At 57.3% G+C, this 18329-nt stretch carries 14 protein-coding genes and 1 pseudogene; 8 read left to right on the top strand and 7 right to left on the bottom strand.

The genetic code is table 11. The features are described 5' to 3' along the window. The first annotated feature begins 34 nt into the window (after window positions 1-34). Window positions 35-1300 carry a DUF1479 domain-containing protein gene (locus tag KHQ23_RS19260; RefSeq protein ID WP_004176744.1) on the top strand — a complete coding sequence of 422 codons (1266 nt, stop codon included), beginning with the start codon at window positions 35-37 and terminating at the stop codon, window positions 1298-1300. Here KHQ23_RS19260 and KHQ23_RS19255 read toward each other — a convergent pair. Beyond that, window positions 1297-2427: a LacI family DNA-binding transcriptional regulator gene (locus KHQ23_RS19255; RefSeq protein ID WP_004219745.1), complete on the bottom strand. Its 1131-nt coding sequence runs from the start codon at window positions 2425-2427 to the stop codon at window positions 1297-1299. The genes KHQ23_RS19260 and KHQ23_RS19255 overlap by 4 nt on opposite strands. Before the next feature lie 241 nt (window positions 2428-2668). On the opposite strand from KHQ23_RS19255, the gene KHQ23_RS19250 reads away from it, so the two are divergent. Both KHQ23_RS19250 and KHQ23_RS19245 read left to right on the top strand, forming a co-directional pair. Further along, a complete protein-coding gene (locus KHQ23_RS19250) occupies window positions 2669-3970 on the top strand; it encodes an MFS transporter (protein WP_002895884.1) in 1302 nt (433 codons plus the stop codon). Between the two features lie 15 nt (window positions 3971-3985). Beyond that, entirely contained in the window at window positions 3986-6349 is a 2364-nt protein-coding gene (locus KHQ23_RS19245) for a glycoside hydrolase family 31 protein (protein ID WP_047694518.1), read from the top strand. A 155-nt stretch (window positions 6350-6504) separates the two neighbouring features. On the opposite strand, the gene KHQ23_RS19240 is transcribed toward KHQ23_RS19245, so the two are convergent. After that, window positions 6505-8097 (bottom strand): ABC-F family ATPase, encoded by a 1593-nt coding sequence (locus tag KHQ23_RS19240; RefSeq protein ID WP_002895876.1) that lies wholly within the window; start codon window positions 8095-8097, stop codon window positions 6505-6507. A 48-nt stretch (window positions 8098-8145) separates the two neighbouring features. Here KHQ23_RS19240 and KHQ23_RS19235 point away from each other — a divergent pair. Both KHQ23_RS19235 and ldtB read left to right on the top strand, forming a co-directional pair. Further along, window positions 8146-9061, top strand: a pseudogene (locus KHQ23_RS19235) (tyrosine-protein phosphatase). A 200-nt stretch (window positions 9062-9261) separates the two neighbouring features. Then, window positions 9262-10176: a L,D-transpeptidase gene (ldtB, locus tag KHQ23_RS19230; protein WP_002895871.1), complete on the top strand. Its 915-nt coding sequence runs from the start codon at window positions 9262-9264 to the stop codon at window positions 10174-10176. A 146-nt stretch (window positions 10177-10322) separates the two neighbouring features. On the opposite strand, the gene KHQ23_RS19225 is transcribed toward ldtB, so the two are convergent. The 4 genes from KHQ23_RS19225 to mntR form a co-directional block, all read right to left on the bottom strand. Next, the gene (locus tag KHQ23_RS19225; protein ID WP_004151705.1) at window positions 10323-11039 is read right to left on the bottom strand and encodes a GntR family transcriptional regulator; all 717 of its coding nucleotides are present in this window, start codon (window positions 11037-11039) and stop codon (window positions 10323-10325) included. A 68-nt stretch (window positions 11040-11107) separates the two neighbouring features. After that, window positions 11108-12484, bottom strand: coding sequence for a glycoside hydrolase family 1 protein (locus tag KHQ23_RS19220; RefSeq protein ID WP_004176762.1), 1377 nt, complete (start codon window positions 12482-12484; stop codon window positions 11108-11110). Between the two features lie 169 nt (window positions 12485-12653). After that, entirely contained in the window at window positions 12654-13766 is a 1113-nt protein-coding gene (locus KHQ23_RS19215) for an anion transporter (protein WP_032421137.1), read from the bottom strand. Further along, complete coding sequence (gene mntR / locus KHQ23_RS19210) at window positions 13763-14236, bottom strand: manganese-binding transcriptional regulator MntR (protein ID WP_004183487.1); 474 nt, start codon at window positions 14234-14236, stop codon at window positions 13763-13765. The genes KHQ23_RS19215 and mntR overlap by 4 nt, the downstream gene beginning before the upstream one ends. A gap of 185 nt (window positions 14237-14421) precedes the next feature. On the opposite strand from mntR, the gene mntS reads away from it, so the two are divergent. Continuing rightward, complete coding sequence (gene mntS, locus KHQ23_RS19205; RefSeq protein ID WP_002895851.1) at window positions 14422-14547, top strand: manganase accumulation protein MntS; 126 nt, start codon at window positions 14422-14424, stop codon at window positions 14545-14547. A gap of 268 nt (window positions 14548-14815) precedes the next feature. Further along, window positions 14816-16396 carry a phosphoethanolamine transferase gene (locus KHQ23_RS19200; RefSeq protein WP_002895847.1) on the top strand — a complete coding sequence of 527 codons (1581 nt, stop codon included), beginning with the start codon at window positions 14816-14818 and terminating at the stop codon, window positions 16394-16396. Between the two features lie 90 nt (window positions 16397-16486). Here the strand turns inward: KHQ23_RS19200 and ompX are convergent, their stop codons facing one another. After that, window positions 16487-16999 carry an outer membrane protein OmpX gene (ompX, locus tag KHQ23_RS19195; RefSeq protein ID WP_002895845.1) on the bottom strand — a complete coding sequence of 171 codons (513 nt, stop codon included), beginning with the start codon at window positions 16997-16999 and terminating at the stop codon, window positions 16487-16489. A 351-nt stretch (window positions 17000-17350) separates the two neighbouring features. Here ompX and rhtA point away from each other — a divergent pair, with 351 nt between their 5' ends. Beyond that, window positions 17351-18238 (top strand): threonine/homoserine exporter RhtA, encoded by an 888-nt coding sequence (gene rhtA / locus KHQ23_RS19190; RefSeq protein ID WP_002895842.1) that lies wholly within the window; start codon window positions 17351-17353, stop codon window positions 18236-18238. Window positions 18239-18329 lie beyond the last annotated feature (91 nt).

The following is an 18329-nucleotide window of genomic DNA, read 5'->3' as shown; positions in this document are numbered from 1 at the left end:
GATACTTTCGAATGAAAGATACAGCGAGGTTATTATGGCTGCTCTCCCGACCCACGAAACACTTCCCGCCGATCACAAAGCGGCGATTCGCCAGATGAAACAGGCCCTGCGGGCGCAAATTGGCGACGTCCAGGCGGTGTTCGATAAGCTCTCGGCGCGCATCAGCGAGCGGCTGCAGGAGATTGAGACACTGAAAGCCGCAGGCCAGGAGGTTTGGCCAACCGTTCCGTTCCGCGATATCGCCGAAGGAACAGTGAGCGATGAGCAGCGCGCGGCCATTAAGCGCCGGGGCTGCGCGGTGATTAAAGGCCACTTCCCACGCGAACAGGCGCTGGCGTGGGATACCGCGATGCTGGAATATCTGGATCGCAATCATTTCGATGATGTTTACAAAGGGCCTGGCGACAGCTTCTTCGGTTCGCTGGAGGCTTCGCGCCCGGAGATCTACCCGATCTACTGGTCGCCCTCGCAAATGCAGGCGCGGCAGAGCGATGAAATGGCGGCAGTGCAATCTTTCCTCAACCGCCTGTGGCGTTTTGAACAGAATGGCAAACGCTGGTTCGATCCGGACGTCAGCGTGATCTATCCCGACCGCATCCGCCGCCGCCCGCCGGGAACCACTTCGAAGGGGCTGGGGGCGCATACCGATTCCGGCGCGCTGGAGCGCTGGCTGCTTCCCGCCTATCAGCAGGTTTTCGCCAACGTTTTTAATGGCAATATCGACGCCTACGACCCGTGGGACGCCGCGCACCGTACCGAAGTGGAAGAGTATACCGTCGACAACACCACCAAATGCTCGGTGTTCCGCACCTTCCAGGGCTGGACCGCGCTGTCGGACATGATCCCGGGTCAGGGGCTGCTGCACGTGGTGCCAATCCCGGAGGCGATGGCTTATGTGCTACTGCGCCCCCTGCTCGACGATGTGCCGGAAGATGAGCTGTGCGGCGTCGCGCCGGGCAGAGTGCTGCCGATCTCTGAGCAGTGGCACCCGCTCTTGATTAAAGCGTTAAGCTCGATTCCAGCGCTGAATGCCGGGGACTCCGTCTGGTGGCACTGCGACATCATTCACTCGGTGGCGCCGGTGGAAAATCAGCAGGGCTGGGGAAATGTGATGTACATTCCGGCCGCGCCGATGTGCGAGAAGAACCTCGCCTACGCGCAGAAAGTGAAAATCGCCCTGGAAAAAGGCGCCTCGCCGGGGGATTTCCCGCGCGAGGACTATGAAGCCAGCTGGCAGGGGCGCTTCACCCTGGAGGATCTGAATATCCACGGCAAACGGGCGCTGGGTATGCCGGTCTAATCGTCATACAGCCCCTGCGGCTCGACGGCGGTATGGCCTTTGCCCGGCCGGATCCGCCGTACCGAATCGCGTACCACCAGCGTGCCATGCAGCAGTAGCGAGCCGTGCGGCGCCTCCGGGCGCAGCAGGCGCTGCTGCAGGAGATGCACCGCCTCGCTGCCCAGCTCATCCCGCGGCACATGCACCGCGGTTAGCGGCACCTCCTGAATCGCCGCCAGATTAAATCCGTCAATGCTCATCACCGAGACATCCTGCGGCACCCGCAGGCCACGCTTTTGCAATGCGCTGACGGTGCCGGCGGCCATAAAATCGCCGCCCACCAGGAAGGCGGTGGGCAACGGCCTGCCCTGTAAGCCGTCAAGCCAGGCGCCCACCTGCTCTTCCGTCTCTCTGGCGCTAAAGTTGGCGACGCTGATAAGATCCCGGCTGGCGGTAAAGCGCAGATTACGCGCGCGCCACGCCTCCTGAATCCCCCCCAGCCGCAGCTCCATGGTATAGCGGCGCAGGCACATCACGTTCATCACCGCCCGATGCCCCATATCAAACAGATAGCGGGCCGCGCACTGGCCGATCAGCCGATGATCGGGAGCGATGGACGGCAGCCGCATCCCTTCATCCCGACAGTTGATCAATACGCAGGGTTTGCCCAGATCCGCCGCCAGGCCATGAATATGCGGATCGTCGATCCCCAGCAGCACCGCGGCCTGGGTCTCAGGTTCATTCATGCGGGCAAGAAACAGGTTGGCGTCGCTGTCGTTCTCATCCAGCGCGCAGTAGCGCAGGCGCACTTCATGCGCCGCCAGCGCGTTATTGATACTCTGGATCACCCGGTAGTAGAAGATATCCGAACGCTCATCGAATGCGCGCTGCGGGGCAAACACCAGCAGATGATTGAGCAGCAGACGCCCGGCGGCCAACCCCTGCATGACACCCAGCTCGCGGGCGCAGTCCAGCACCGCCCGGCGCGCCTTGTCGCTGGTATTCGCTTTCCCGGCCAGGACGCGTGAAACGGTGCTGGGCGATAGCCCGGTGCGGGCGGCAATTTCGGCGACGCGCAGCTTTTTATCCATTTTGTGATCCAGCTCCGATTGAAAAATGAAAGAATTTTCATAATCGCCAAAGCACACGTTACAAGCAAATTCCGCTGTCAAATATGCGATCTCGCTCATTTCATGAAAAAACTTGCATAAATAGCGCTTTGCCAGACGATTTTTCTGCCCTAGCCTGAATTGGTCCAACATCTCCCATACTAGTTATACCAATGATGTTGAGATAAAAAATAGACTATTCAAATAGTTAATAAATCTACGTGACCACTCAGGGAGTGAGACCGTCACTTTCCCCTACAAACGTCTTGTGGAGTGTGCTATGAGTCAAGGCCTCAACAATGATATCGCCGTCAGCAAAACACGCCGGGTAGTGAAAAACCTGCGCTGGTGGGTGCTGGTCCTGTTTTTACTTGGCGTTACCGTCAACTACATCACACGCAACTCGCTGGGAATTATCGCGCCGGAACTGAAAGCGACCCTCGGCATTACTACCGAACAATACTCGTGGATCGTCGGCGCGTTTCAGCTGGCTTACACGATTTTCCAGCCGCTGTGCGGCTGGCTTATCGACGTCATCGGCCTGAAGCTCGGGTTTATGATTTGCGCCACCCTTTGGGCGCTGGCCTGTATCGCCCACGCCGGGGCCGGTAGCTGGCTGCACCTGGCTATGTTGCGCTTCTTTATGGGTGGGGCCGAGGCGGCCGCTACTCCGGCCAACGCCAAAACCATCGGCGAATGGTTTCCGAAATCTGAACGCCCGATTGCCGCCGGCTGGGCTGGCGTTGGGTTCTCCATCGGCGCGATGCTGGCCCCGCCGATCATCTACTTCGCCCACGCCTCCTTCGGCTGGCAAGGGGCGTTTATGTTTACCGGCGCGCTGGCGCTACTGTGGGTAGTACTATGGTGGGCCTTCTATCAGACCCCGGAAAAGCACCCCAATCTCAGCAAAAGCGAGCTGGAGTACATCAAACAGGATAACGAAGCCCCGCCGGTAAAACAGCCCTTCTTTACCGCGCTCAAAACCGTCTCGAAAAATAAACGTTTCTACGGGATCGCCATTCCCGCCTTTATGGCCGAGCCCGCCTGGGCGGTGCTGAGTTTCTGGGTGCCGCTGTACCTGGCGAAAGAGCACGGCATGGATTTGAAGCAGATCGCCATGTTCGCCTGGCTGCCGTTTCTCGCCGCCGATCTCGGCAGCGTGGTCAGCGGCTACCTCACCCGCCTGTATGTTCGCTGGTTCGGCTGTACGCGAGTGAACTCGGTGATCGCCAGCTCGGTAACCGGCGCGTTCCTGATGCTCTCCCTGGCCCTCGTCGCCATCACCCGCGATCCCTATATCACCATCATCCTGATCTCCATTGGCGGCTTCGGCCATCAGATCATCTCCTGCATGCTCAGCGCGCTGGTGGTGGAGTCTTTCGACAAAGGACAAATGGCGACGGTCAACGGTATGCGCGGCTCCGCAGCGTGGATCGCCAGCTTCTTGTTCTCGTTATTAATCGGGGTGACCGCCGACAAAATCGGCTTCAACCCGCTGTTTATCGCCATGGGTTTCTTTGACCTGATTGGCGCCGTTTTCCTGGTGGCATTTATTGCTGAACGTCGCGCCAAGCGCGCCTGAGAGTGGATGTAAGATATGAAGACGCTGAAACACTGGAGTTTGCATCAACAGCTGAAGCATCACGTTGAACTGACGGTCGATGGCCAGCACACCCTGTGCCTGTACGTACTGGAAGAGAATTTGTTCCGCGTCCTGCTAAAACGCCAGGGCCAGCTGGCGCTGGATCGCACCTGGAGCATCGCTCCGCAGCAGGATGTGCCGTGGGAAGGCCGCGCCCGGGATGACCTCAGCGGTTTTAGTCTCCCGGCCTGGCAGCTGACCCGGGAGGGCGATACGCTGACTATCGCCACACGCCAGCTGCGCGTCACCGTTCACCAGCCGCTGTGGCTGGAGTGGAGCTATCGCGACGAGGCCGGCGAATGGCAGCCGCTTGCCAATGACCGTCCGACCAGCGCCTACCTGGCGAATGCCCACGGCGACGGCGTCGCCCATTATCTGAGCCGCCGCAAAGACGAGCGTTTTTACGGCCTGGGCGAAAAGGCCGGCGACCTGCAGCGCACCGGTAAACGCTATGAGATGCGTAACCTCGATGCCATGGGCTACAACGCCGTCAGCACTGACCCGCTGTATAAACATATTCCGTTCACCATCACCCAGCGCAGCGATATCAGCTACGGCCTGTTCTATGACAACCTGAGCAGCTGCTGGCTGGATCTGGGGAACGAGATCGACAACTACCACACCGCCTATCGCCGCTGGCAGGCGGAAGCCGGCGACATCGATTATTACCTGTTTACCGGTAAGCAGGTGCTGGATGTGACCAAAGCCTTCGTTCGCCTGACCGGTAAAACGCTGTTTGGACCCAAATGGAGCCTCGGCTACAGCGGCTCCACCATGCACTATACCGACGCGCCGGATGCGCAAAATCAGCTGATGAACTTTATCCGCCTGTGCGAGCAGCACGCGATCCCCTGCGATTCGTTCCAGCTCTCTTCCGGCTATACCTCAATCAACGGCAAGCGCTACGTCTTTAACTGGAACTACGACAAGGTGCCGCAGCCCAAAGTGATGAGCCAGTCGTTTCACGATGCCGGGCTGAAGCTGGCCGCCAATATCAAACCGTGCCTGCTGCAGGATCACCCGCGTTACGGCGAGGTGGCGGAGCGCGGTCTCTTCATTCGCGATTCGCAAACTGACGCTCCGGAGCGTTCCAGCTTCTGGGATGATGAAGGGTCGCATCTCGATTTCACCAATCCGCAAACCGTGGCCTGGTGGCAGGAAGGCGTGACCACCCAGCTACTGGAGATGGGCATCGATTCGACCTGGAACGATAATAACGAATACGAAGTATGGGACGGCGAAGCCCGCTGCTACGGCTTTGGCCGCGAAATCGCCATCAAACATATTCGCCCGGTGATGCCGCTGTTGATGATGCGCGCCTCGCTGGAAGCCCAGCAGCGCTTTGCGCCGCAAAAGCGCCCATATCTGATCTCCCGCTCCGGCTGCGCCGGGATGCAGCGCTACGTCCAGACCTGGAGCGGCGACAACCGCACCAACTGGGATACGCTGCGCTATAACATCCGCATGGGCCTGGGGATGAGCCTTTCCGGGCTGTTTAATGTCGGCCACGACGTCGGCGGTTTCTCCGGCGATAAACCCGAGCCGGAACTGTTTGTGCGCTGGGTACAAAATGGCGTCATGCATCCGCGCTTTACTATTCACTCGTGGAATGACGACCAGACGGTAAACGAAGCATGGATGTATCCGGCCATCACTCCGGCGATCCGCTCAGCCATTGAGCTGCGCTACCGCCTGCTGCCCTATCTGTACACTCTGCTATGGCAGGCGCATGCTGATGATGAGCCGATGCTCCGCCCGACCTTCCTCGATCACCAGCACGATGCGCAGACCTTCGCCGAATGCGATGACTTCCTGCTGGGCCGCGACCTGCTGGTGGCCAGCGTGGTCGAGCCGGGCACCCGCCAGCGTGAAGTATGGCTGCCGGATAATCAGGCCGGTTGGTACGATTTCTACAGCCATCAGTGGTTCGCCGGCGGCCAGTGGGTGACGCTGGACGCGCCGCTGGAAAAACTACCGCTGTTGGTCCGCGCCGGCGCTGGTCTGCCGCTTAGTGAACGTATCAGCCATGTCGATGCGCAAAAAGACGATAGTCGCGAACTGCAGCTGTTCCCGCTGAAAGGTACCGGCTCAACCCGCGGTCTGCTGTTTGAAGACGACGGCGAAAGCTGGGGCTATAAACAGGGGGATGCGCTATGGCTGGAGTGGGAAATGACCTGCAGCGCCAGCAGCATAAACCTGGATATCAACGCCCGCGGCAACTATCGCCCGGCGTGGAAAGCGCTGAAGCTGTCATTACCGGTAGGAGAAAAGCGTAAGCTGCTGGTGAATGGCGTTGAAGGAACGGAGTGGAGGTTCTGACCATAGGCCGGTAGTTTCAGCCAGCGCGGTGAAGACATTAAAGGCAGGTCGCAAGAACCGTAGGTCGGGTAAGGCGTTAGCCGCCACCCGACAAAAAAACGGCACCGCGTGTCGCCCGGGTAAGGCGTAGCCGCTACCCGGGTAACGGACAGGGATTACTCGATACCTTTGCTGCGCAGGTAGTCTTCGTAGTTGCCGCTGAAGTCGATCACGCGGTCCGGAGTGATCTCCAGGACGCGGGTCGCCAGCGAGCTGACAAACTCACGGTCGTGGGAGACAAAGATCAGGGTGCCCTGATACATCTCCAGCGCCATGTTCAGCGATTCAATCGACTCCATATCCAGGTGGTTGGTCGGTTCGTCCATCACCAGGATGTTTGGCTTCTGCATCATCAGCTTACCGAACAGCATGCGCCCTTTCTCGCCACCGGAAAGCACCTTCGCCGGCTTTTTGATATCGTCCTGGCTAAACAGCAGACGGCCGAGGATGCTGCGTACTGCCTGCTCGTCGTCGCCTTCCTGCTTCCACTGGCTCATCCATTCGAAGACCGTCAGGTCGTTTTCGAACTCGTACTCATGGTCCTGCGCGTAGTAGCCGATTTGCGCGTTTTCAGACCATTTCACGCTGCCGTTGTCCGGCTGCAGTTCGCCTACCAGGGTTTTCAGCATGGTGGATTTACCCACGCCGTTGGCGCCCAGAATGGCGATCTTTTCGCCCACTTCCAGCAGCAGGTTGACGTTTTTGAACAGCGGACCTTCATCAAAGCCTTTGGTAAGGGCTTCCACTTCCAGCGCGTTACGGAACAGTTTCTTATCCTGCTCGAAGCGGATAAATGGGTTCTGACGGCTGGAGGCTTTAACCTCTTCCAGCTTGATTTTGTCAATCTGGCGCGCGCGCGAGGTGGCCTGACGCGATTTAGAGGCGTTGGCGCTGAAGCGGCTAACGAACGACTGCAGGTCCGCAATCTGCGCTTTTTTCTTGGCGTTGTCCGCCAGCAGACGTTCACGCGCCTGGGTGGCCGCGGTCATGTATTCGTCGTAGTTGCCCGGATACACGCGCAGCTCGCCGTAGTCGAGATCCGCCATGTGGGTGCAGACCATGTTCAGGAAGTGACGGTCGTGCGAAATGATAATCATGGTGCTGTCGCGATCGTTCAGCGTCTGCTCCAGCCAGCGAATGGTGTCGATGTCCAGGTTGTTGGTCGGTTCATCGAGCAGCAGGATATCCGGATTGGAAAACAGCGCCTGCGCCAGCAGGACGCGCAGCTTCCAGCCCGGCGCGACTTCGCTCATCGGGCCATAATGCTGTTCAACCGGAATGCCGACGCCGAGCAGCAGCTCGCCGGCGCGCGCTTCCGCCGAGTAGCCGTCCATTTCGCCATATTTGACTTCCAGGTCGGCCACTTTGTAGCCATCTTCTTCGCTCATCTCAGCGAGGGCGTAGATACGATCGCGCTCCTGCTTCACTTCCCACAGCTCGCCGTGGCCCATGATGACCGTATCCAGCACGGTGAACGCTTCAAAGGCGAACTGATCCTGACGCAGCTTACCGATGCGCTCGTTCGGGTCGAGAGAAACGTTGCCCAGCGTCGGTTCGAGATCGCCGCCGAGGATCTTCATAAAGGTCGATTTACCGCTGCCGTTGGCGCCGATCAGACCATAACGGTTGCCGCCGCCAAATTTAACGGAGATATTTTCGAACAGCGGCTTACTGCCAAACTGCATGGTAACGTTGCTGGATACTAGCACGGGGATATCCTGAAAAAAGAGTATGAGGGGTGTGATACAGCAGACATTATGCCAGCAAATGACACACTTTTCACGGCCTGCGGTAAATTCCACCGCGGCGCTTGTGCTAAGGTCTTTGTCAGATGAGCCGGAAACCCGCGCTCAAACGGTTATTCTGTACGTATTTATAAGGAGTCCCATGACCAGCAGCCTATCGCGACACCCGGCTTTTTTATCCCTGCAGGGCGGCATCAATTTTCGCGACCTGGGCGGCCAGCTTGCCGCCGACGGACGCCGCGTCCGCAGCGGCAAGCTATTGCGATCCGGCGCGCTAAACCGGTTAACGGCGGAGGATCTCAACCACCTCGATACTTTTCCGCTCAGCCGGGTGCTCGACTATCGCGACCCCGGAGAGGTAGCCCGTACTCCGGACAAGCTTAGCCCGCTTACCCATTATCTTAACGCGCCGGCCAATCCGCCGGTGAGCGAGGTAAATGCGAAGGTCACCGAGCTGAATGCCGCCACCCTTAACGCGCTGAACGGCGAGCAGTTTATGCTGCAACTCTACCGCCAGCTGCCGTTTAACAACCCGGCCTATCGCCAGCTCGCCGCCTGGCTGACCACGCCTTTTGAAGGCGCTTTACTGCAACACTGCGCGGTCGGCAAAGATCGCACCGGCGTCGGCTGCGCGTTAACGCTGTTCGCCGTCGGCTGCGACAGCGAAACGGTGATGGAGGAGTATCTCCTTACCCACGGCATGCTGACGCAGGTGGAGGCCTGGATGTTGGAGCTGCTCGGCAACGACCTCACTGCCCAGGGGCGCCAAAGCCTGGCGGATATTCTGACGGTAAAAGAGTCCTATCTCGCCGCCGCGCTGTCGGCTATTCACCAGCGCTATGGCACCGTCGACGCCTGGCTGGCGGCAGAGTACCAGCTTACGGCGCCGGTTCGCGCCGCGCTGCAGGCCCGGCTGCTGGAAGAGTAACCGCCCGTTACCCGCGCGGCGAGCGATGCTTCGGCCGCCTGCCGGACCGCGGCAGCCGAGGCGACAGGGAAAAAAATGTGATTTCGTACACATCTGATTTACCTGTTCAGCGGAATGCACATATAATGCGCTCCCATCTACTGTCTCAATCATTAACAAAGGCCTGTGTGGCGTTGATTTCGCACACGACATTAAAGACTATGAAATTATCTACACTCTTAGCGGCAGCCTTCGCCATCGTAGGCTTTTGCAATACAGCGTCTGCTGTCACCTATCCTTTGCCAACCGATGGCAGCCGTTTGGTTGGTCAGAATCAGGTCATTACCATTCCGGATGATAACAAACAGCCGCTGGAATACTTCGCGGCGAAATATCAGATGGGGCTTTCCAACATGCTGGAAGCCAACCCGGGGGTGGATACTTACCTGCCGAAGGGCGGTAGCGTCCTGAACATCCCTCAGCAGCTGATTCTGCCGGATACCGTGCATGAAGGGATCATTATCAACAGCGCGGAAATGCGTCTGTATTACTACCCGAAAGGCACCAATACCGTGATCGTTCTGCCGATCGGCATCGGCCAGTTAGGTAAAGATACGCCGATCAACTGGACCACCAAAGTCGAACGCAAGAAGGCCGGCCCGACCTGGACACCGACCGCCAAAATGCATGCTGAATACGCCGCCGCCGGCAACCCGCTGCCCGCCGTCGTACCGGCCGGTCCGGATAACCCGATGGGGCTGTACGCGCTGTATATCGGCCGTCTGTACGCCATCCACGGCACCAACGCTAACTTCGGTATCGGCCTGCGCGTGAGCCACGGCTGCGTGCGTCTGCGTAACGATGACATCAAATTCCTGTTTGAGAACGTGCCGGTCGGCACCCGCGTACAGTTTATCGATGAGCCGGTAAAAGCGACCACCGAGCCGGACGGCAGCCGTTACATCGAGGTGCACAACCCGCTGTCGACCACCGAAGCGCAGTTCCAGGGCGGCGAGATCGTGCCGATCACCCTGACTCAGCCGGTACAGGCAGTTACCAGCCAGTCTGATGTCGATCAGAACGTGGTTGAGCAGGCTATCCAGAACCGCTCCGGTATGCCGGTGCGTCTGAACTAAATTGTGCATGACAAGTAAAACGGCGGGCCTGATGCCCGCCGTTTTTTTATCGGCATTTTCCCTCGAGGCGGCTAACGCTCGCCCGGGCTACCAAACCCTACCACGCCGTAACCCCGCTATGCGCAGCCGCCAGCAGGAGCCCCGGCCTAGCCGTTATTCACCAGAATAATCCCGCCGTGATCGTAGCGATAATGGCAGTGGGCGTACTCCAGCGGCGTGCCATCCTCCAGATAGATAACCTGCTCCACCTCCAGCACCGGATCGGTCGGTTCGCAGTGAAGATGCTGTTTATCCAGTTCCCCGGGCTTCATCGCCCGCACCACGCGGTAAGATCCCATCAGCTTCAGCCCCAGCGTCTCCTGCACATAGCGAAACACGGAACCTTCCAGATGGCTTTTGGTTAACCCCGGCACCAGCCCCACCGGCATGACCGTCAGATCCAGCGATACCGGCTCGCCGTTGAGCAGCCGCAGGCGAACAAAGTCATACACCGGGGCATCGGCGTCGATAAGCAGCGAACTTTGCTCCTTGTCGCTGGGAAAGCGCACCGCAAAGCGCACCACTTCGCTTTGCACCTCGCCAAGATGCTCCCAGGTTTTGGTGGCGCCGAAATAGTCGCTGCCGGGCAGCTCCCACTGCGACAGCTGAAGGAAATTTTTCCGCACAAAGGTGCCCTGCCCTTTACGGGTATAGATCAGCCCTTCGACGATTAACTGGCGCATCGCCTGCTGGATGGTCATCCGGCTGGTGCTGAACTCCGCCGCCAGCGCAAACTGGTCGGGTAGCGGCGCGCTGGCAGGATACTGCTGGCTGATGATGCGTTTTTTTATTTCCCGCGCGATTTGCAGATACTTCGCCGTCATTTCCCGGTCCTTATCCATTCAGTGAGTGGCTGGCGGGCTGGATACACCATCTGACCGCCAGGGCAGCGTTACATCGCTTCGCCGTTGCTGCGGAACACCTGCTTCAACCATGCATAGCTCTTCTTCGGCACCCGCCGCAGGTCCTTGAGGTCATGGTTTTCGCGATTGACGTACACCACGCCGTAGCGCTTACGCATATCGCCCTGTGAGCTCAGGATATCGATTAATCCCCAGCCGAGATAGCCGATCACCTGCGCCCCATCCTCAAAGATGGCCGCTTTCATGGCGTTGATATGGTCGCGATGGTAAGCGATGCGGTAATCATCGGCAATGGGATGTTCGCCGTCCCAGGACTCAATCACCCCGATGCCGTTTTCAATCGGGAACACCGGCAGGCGCCAATCGTTATAGTAACGAGTGATGATCGTCCGGAAGCCCAGCGGATCAATCTGCCAGTTCCATTCCGTCGCTTTCAGGAACGGGTTATCCTGGTTGCCAAACAGCATATAGTTGTTGACCGCCGTTCCCGGCGGGATCGCGTCGCTGTTCAATGTGCGGCTGGCGTAATAGCTGAACGCCAGATAATCGACCTTCACCGTCGCCATCAGGGCGAGATCCTCCGGACGATAGATATCATCGAACCCTTCCGCGGCGACAAAATGCATCACCTCCGGGCTATAACCCTCACCCGCGTAGGCGCGCAGCAGGTTCTGGTTTAAGAACTCATCCAGCTGCTGGGCGCAGAGGATATCGCGTGGTTTGCAGGTAGCCGGATAGACCAGAGCGTGAGCCAGCATTCCGCCCATCAGACACTGCGGCTTCGTCTGGTGCAGATAGTGAGTCAGATGGACGTGCGCCATCATCACATGATGCTGGATCAGATACAGTTCGCGCAGGGTCTTCTCCCCCTGCAGATAGCCGGAAATCAGAAACGCTTCCGGCGAATGGTACAGATTCTGCTCATTAAAGGTGAGCCAGTATTTCACCTTGTCGCCATAGCAGGCGATCATCTTCTGGCCGTAGCGGATAAAAGCGTCCATCACCCGGCGGTCGGTAAAACCGTTGTAGCGCTCCGCCAGCGACAGCGGCATATCGAAGTGGTACAGGCAGATCATCGGCTCAATGCCGCGGGCGATCAGTTCATCTATAAATTGATGGTAGAAGGCAATCCCCTGTTCATTGAATTCGCCATCTCCGTCAGGGCACACCCGGCTCCAGGCGATCTGAAAACGGTAGCAGTTCATGCCCAGATCCTGCATCAAATCGAAATCTTCCCGATAACGATGATAAGAGTCGGTCGCCACCTTCCAGTCGGAGGCGAACTCCGCCGGTTGACGGATATCATACACCGACATCCCCTTGCCACCCTCGTTCCACGCCCCCTCCGTCTGCATGCTGGAGACGGAATTTCCCCATAAAAAATCTGCCGGTAGTCTGTTCTTCATGCTGCGCCTCGGTATATGACTAGTCATTTAAACGTAATGACTAGTCATATACAGGAAAGTGAAAAGGTAAGTAAAGGCCGGGATCGGTTTCTGTGAGCCGGGCAAAAAAAGATCGCCCCGAAAGGCGATCCTGGCGATCGAAGTGAATGATGGCGCGATTCTGTTGAGATCAGGCGCTGAGTTTGAAGAGCCAGTAGCCGCTGAGTGCCGCCCATAGCAGCATTGGAATGGAGTAGAGATGGAAGCGCCACCAGATGCGCCGATCGCTGGCCATACGCAGGGCGATAATATTGGCCAGCGAGCCCGGCAGCAGGCCAAAGCCGCCCACGTTAACCGCCCAGGCGAGCAGTATTGACGGCGGGACATAGTTGAGAAACAGAATAGTCGAGGGCACATTACTGATCACCTGCGACAGGCCAATAGCGGTCAGCCACAGTCCACCGCCGGAGAGGGTCCCCACCCCGCTCAGCACCTGGTGCAGCGCCGGAAGCTGGGTCAGCAGATGGACGTCAATAAACATCACCATAAACACCAGCAACAGCGACCAGTCGACATGGACGATCACCGCCCGGGCCAGCACCAGGAAGCCCAGCAGCACCAGCGCCAGCCCCCACAGGGCCTGATTCATCTCCAGCGCTGTCAGAAACACCACATACAGTCCCAGACAGCTCCAGACGAGCTTGGGTTGCCATGACGGCGCCCTGTCGCTGCTCTGGTAACTGAGCCGCTTCGCCGGAAAACAGAACCAGCACAGCGCCAGCAGGGTCAGCATCATCGCCGCTGCCAGAGGCAGCATCTGACCGATAAACCCGAAGAAAGAGAGGCCGGATCGTCCCCACAGCAAAATATTCTGCGGGTTGCCGATCGGCGTCAGCAGCGAACCGGCGTTCACCGCCAACGCTTCGAAAATAATCAGCCGGTTCACCGGGATGGCGCACCATTTTTTTAGCGTCAGCGTCAACGGCACCACAATAAACAGCGCAACGTCGTTGGTAAGAAAGGTAGACAACAGCGCCGCCGCCAGCACCATAAAGATGGCCAGCTGGCGCTCAGTCACAAAGCGGCGGGCCATTTTTCGGCCCAGCACGTCAAAATAGCCGCTCAGTTCGATCCCCTTAGTCAACAACATCAGGCCGCTAAGCGTGACGATGGTATGCCAGTCAATGGCCGCCGGCCAGCTTGCCGGGACAAACGGCACGATGGCGCTGAGCACGCAGGCGATAATCAGCAGCAAATGGAGAAAACGATCGCGCAGCAGCGACTGGACGAAGGGAAGAGTCATGCTTCCTGAGATCCCTGTGTTTGGGTAAATTTCAGGAACATCGCCAGCGTCTCTTCGCTCACGTGATGCTCCATCCCTTCCGCATCACGTCGGGCAATCTCCGCGCTGACGCCGATCGCCAGCAGGAAGTTCTCCACGATTTGATGGCGCTCGCGGCTCTCCTGGGCTAGCTTCTCACCTTCCGGGGTTAAGAAGATCCCGCGCCAGGGGATCTGTTCAATAAGACCGACGCTGGCCAGGCGTTTGAGCATTTTAGCGACCGTAGGTTGCGAAACGCCAAGACGCGCGGCCATATCCACCTGGCGCGCCTCGCCCACTTCGTTGATCAGATCGGAGATCAGCTCCACATAGTCATCGATCAGCTCGCGGCGATGCGCTTCCCGCACCTGGCGAAACCCTTCCACGTGCTCTTCAACATTCACTAACTGCGTCACTTTTTTTGTTATTGGCTTACCTGCGCGACGGTTCATTGTGCTTCCTCATTCGTGTGACGCGTCAAGCATCGTATAAAAAGATCCACATTGTAATGGATTGCGCCAAGAGCACAAAAAATTAACGTTTTAGCCATAGCTATAAAATATAGCCTGTGCTATATCTGTATATAATGCAAACATCCATCAGGGAATGACGGAGCGAACTGGCAGGAGGAGAGCAGATGAATGAATTCAAGAGGTGCATAAACGTGTTTAGCCATTCACCCTTTAAAGTACGATTAATGCTGATCGGTATGCTGTGCGAGATGATCAACGGTAAACCGCAGCAGGGCAAACCCAATTCCTAAGGCGGCGTCGCGGTACGCCGCTTCATTTTTCTGTCATTTTCTGCCGGTAAAATGACCGGTTCCCCCCGTTTCCCTGACCTTTTTTCAAGTTTTGTAAGCGCCCTCGCAAAACAATCTGTTATGTCTGGTTGACCTTACCATTTACAAGCCCTATCTTTGCACAGCCCTGCCACATTCGCGGCTCGCAGAGACCCTCTTCACGCACTGTCCAGCAGGTTTTACCCCTTGACGCCAGGGGATGCGCATGGCCTCTTTTTGATTGTTTACTATGAATGTCACCACCCTGAAAGATACGCTGGTCGCCCGCCGACTGGCACTGAACCCATGGACGGGATTCTACTTTTTACAGTCGCTGTTAATTAACCTGGCGCTGGGCTATGAATTTAGCCTGCTTTATACCGTGGCATTTACCTGCGTGTTACATCTGCTGTGGCGCGCCTTTCCGCGCGTCCAGAAAGCGGTGGTCGGCGCCTATTCCCTGCTGGCGGCTCTGTACTATCCCTTTGGCCAGGCCTACGGTGCCCCCAACTTCAACACTCTGCTGGCGCTGCACGCCACCAACGTGGAAGAGTCTACGGAAATCCTGACCATCTTCCCGTGGTACAACTATCTGCTGGCGGTCTTCATCTTCGCTCTCGGGGTCATTGCGGTTCGTCGTAGGATCGTTGAGCCATCACGCTGGGGAAAAATGGATACGCTGGGCCTGTTGTTCAGCATCGGGATCTTCTTTCTCCAGCCGGTGCAAAACCTTGCCTGGGGCGGTGTATTCAAGGTGATTGACACCGGTTATCCGGCCTTTCGTTTTGTCAAAGACGTGGTGGTGAATAACAACGAGGTGCTGGACGAACAGGCGCGGATGGCGCAGCTGGCTGGCATGAAAGACAGCTGGCACGTGCTGGCGGTAAAGCCAAAATACCATCTCTATGTGGTGGTGATCGGTGAAAGCGCGCGCCGCGATGCCCTCGGCGCTTTCGGTGGCCATTGGGACAACACGCCGTTTGCCAGCTCGGTAAACGGTTATCTGTTTAACAATTACATCGCCGCCAGCGGCTCAACGCAGAAATCGCTCGGCCTGACGCTTAACCGGGTGGTCGATGGCAAACCACAGTATCAGGATAACTTTGTCACCCTCGCCAACCGCGCCGGTTTCCAGACCTGGTGGTTCTCCAACCAGGGGCAAATTGGCGAGTACGACACCGCTATCGCCAGCATCGCCAAACGGGCGGATGAAGTACAGTTCCTGAAAAACGGCGATTTCGAAGCCAATAAAAACACCCAGGACGAGCAGTTGCTGAAGCTGACCGAGCAGGTGCTCTCAACCCAGCGTACCCAGCCGCAGCTGATTGTCCTGCACCTGATGGGCTCTCACCCACAGGCCTGCGATCGGACCAAGGGCAAATACACGGTTTTCGTTCAGTCGAAAGAGACCTCATGCTACCTCTACAGCATGACGCAGACCGATTCGCTGCTGGCTAAGCTTTATCATCAGTTGCAAAATTCCGGTGACACTTTTTCCCTGACCTATTTTTCCGATCATGGTCTGGCGTTCAAGGAGCGGGGCAAAGAGGTGCAGTATCTGGCGCATGACGATAAGTTCCAGCAGAACTTCCAAGTGCCGTTTATGGTGCTATCCAGCGATGACAAAGCGCATAAAGTGATTAAGGCGCAGCGTTCGGCGAATGATTTCCTCAGTTTCTTCTCCCAGTGGACCGGGATCCAGGCGGCGGAAATCACCCCACGCTATCGGTTTATCTCTGAGCAAAAGGCCGGTCCGGTGTACATCACCAACTTCCAGCTGCAAAAGGTGGACTACGCTCACCTCGGTACCGATGAGTTCACAGTCAATTAATCGCGCCGGCCCGGCCAGTCGCCCGGGCCGGCCGTCAGCAGGCAAAAAAAATCCGCCCCGAGAGGCGGATTTTTCATATCACCGGAGTGATTAGAAGCGGTAACCCACGCCAGCAATCCAGGTGCCGACGTCAACGTTACGAATACGAGACTGCTCGTAGGAGAAGTCCAGAGCAACGTTTTCGATCGGGTTGAACTGCAGACCAGCACCGTAAGAGAAACCGTAGTCGCTCATATCGGATTTATGAGGGTAGTTGTTGTTCTGGAATTTACCGTAACCAACACCCACTACGCCGTAGATGCTTGCCCAGTCGTTCAGACGGTAAGCCGGACCAGCGGTGATGCCGTAGTACTGACCTTTGTTGTAAGTACCGTTGCTGTTGTTATCCTTCTCGGTGTAGGTGAAGGAACCGATAACGCCCAGCGGGTTGTTATCTTGCTCGTAACGGTATTTCAGGTTGAAACCGCCAGCTTTGTTCGCTTTACCCTGCATGTCGCTCTGCGCGTAACCGCCGGTTACGGTAGAAGTTGCAGCAAATGCAGTGGTACCTACGGATGCAGCCAGAACAACGGCCAGTGCTGAAAGACGTGCAATTTTATTCATAACCACCTCAAATGTGTTTCTAATAAGTCCTAAGCCTTAAATATATCAAAAACTTTTGGGAAACTCTTTGGAGTTTACATTGTCTAACATACTTTTTCATGTAACCAAAAGTTTCCATATTTCTGTAACAATATGGAAAACAACAATTTTTGGCGTTAACTTACATCTTAACGCTCATTAAGAAATTCGCAAGCATCCAGATTAATCCTAACCGCCTGGTGAATTTCTCAGCAGTTTTCGCCATTGTACTGTTTTTGCCCCTGTTTTTTTCAACATTAGCTCAACCGCCGGCAGGTAATTCCAGTACACTGGAACTTTTACCCCTTTTGACAAAACCTGACAGGAGAAAGGATGCCCGGTCCATCCAGAAAAGCGGCGGCATGGTTGCCGATACTGGTGATTTTAGTCGCCATGACCTCGATTCAAAGCGGCGCATCGCTTGCTAAATCGCTGTTCCCGGTGGTCGGCGCCCCGGGCGTCACCGCCCTGCGTCTGGCGCTGGGAACGCTGATTCTGGTGGTGGTGTTCAAGCCATGGCGGCTACGTTTCTCCCCGGCGCAGCGCGTGCCGCTGCTACTGTACGGCCTGGCGCTCGGGGCGATGAACTATCTCTTTTATTTATCCCTGCAGCGCATTCCGCTCGGCGTGGCGGTGGCCCTGGAGTTTACCGGCCCGCTGGCGGTGGCGCTGTTTGGTTCGCGCCGCCCGCTGGATTTTGTCTGGGTGGCGCTGGCGATCCTCGGACTATGGTATCTTCTGCCGCTGGGGCAGAACGTGGCGCAGGTCGATTTAACCGGCGCGCTGTTCGCCCTCGGCGCCGGGGCGTGCTGGGCGGTCTATATTCTGACCGGACAGCGTGCCGGTGAAGAGCATGGTCCAGCCACGGTAGCGATGGGGTCGCTCATCGCCTCGCTGGTGTTTGTGCCGTTAGGCATGGCGCAGGCCACCGATACGCTGTGGCAGTGGTCGCTGCTGCCGCTGGGTTTGGGGATCGCGATTCTCTCTACCGCGCTGCCCTACTCCCTCGAGATGATGGCCCTGACGCGCTTGCCGACGCGCACCTTCGGCACGCTGATGAGCCTTGAGCCAGCGTTAGCTGCCCTCTCCGGTATGATCTTCCTCGGTGAAACGCTGAAGCTCTCCCAGACTCTGGCGCTCGGCGCGATCATTATCGCCTCGATGGGCGCCACGCTGACTATGCAACGGCAGAGTAAAGTCGAGCAGGTCGATATCAATTAACATTCTGTTACGGCGCCGGCCCGAGAGAAATCCGGGCCGTTCAACCAAATATAAATACCTGATATTTAAATACTTTTAAAATAACCACCCA

Origin of the sequence: Klebsiella sp. 64, assembly GCF_018223915.1 — a bacterium.
Classification (GTDB): domain Bacteria; phylum Pseudomonadota; class Gammaproteobacteria; order Enterobacterales; family Enterobacteriaceae; genus Klebsiella; species Klebsiella pneumoniae.
Note: the sequence above shows the minus strand (reverse complement) of the source record. Positions and strands in the feature narration are given on the sequence as shown.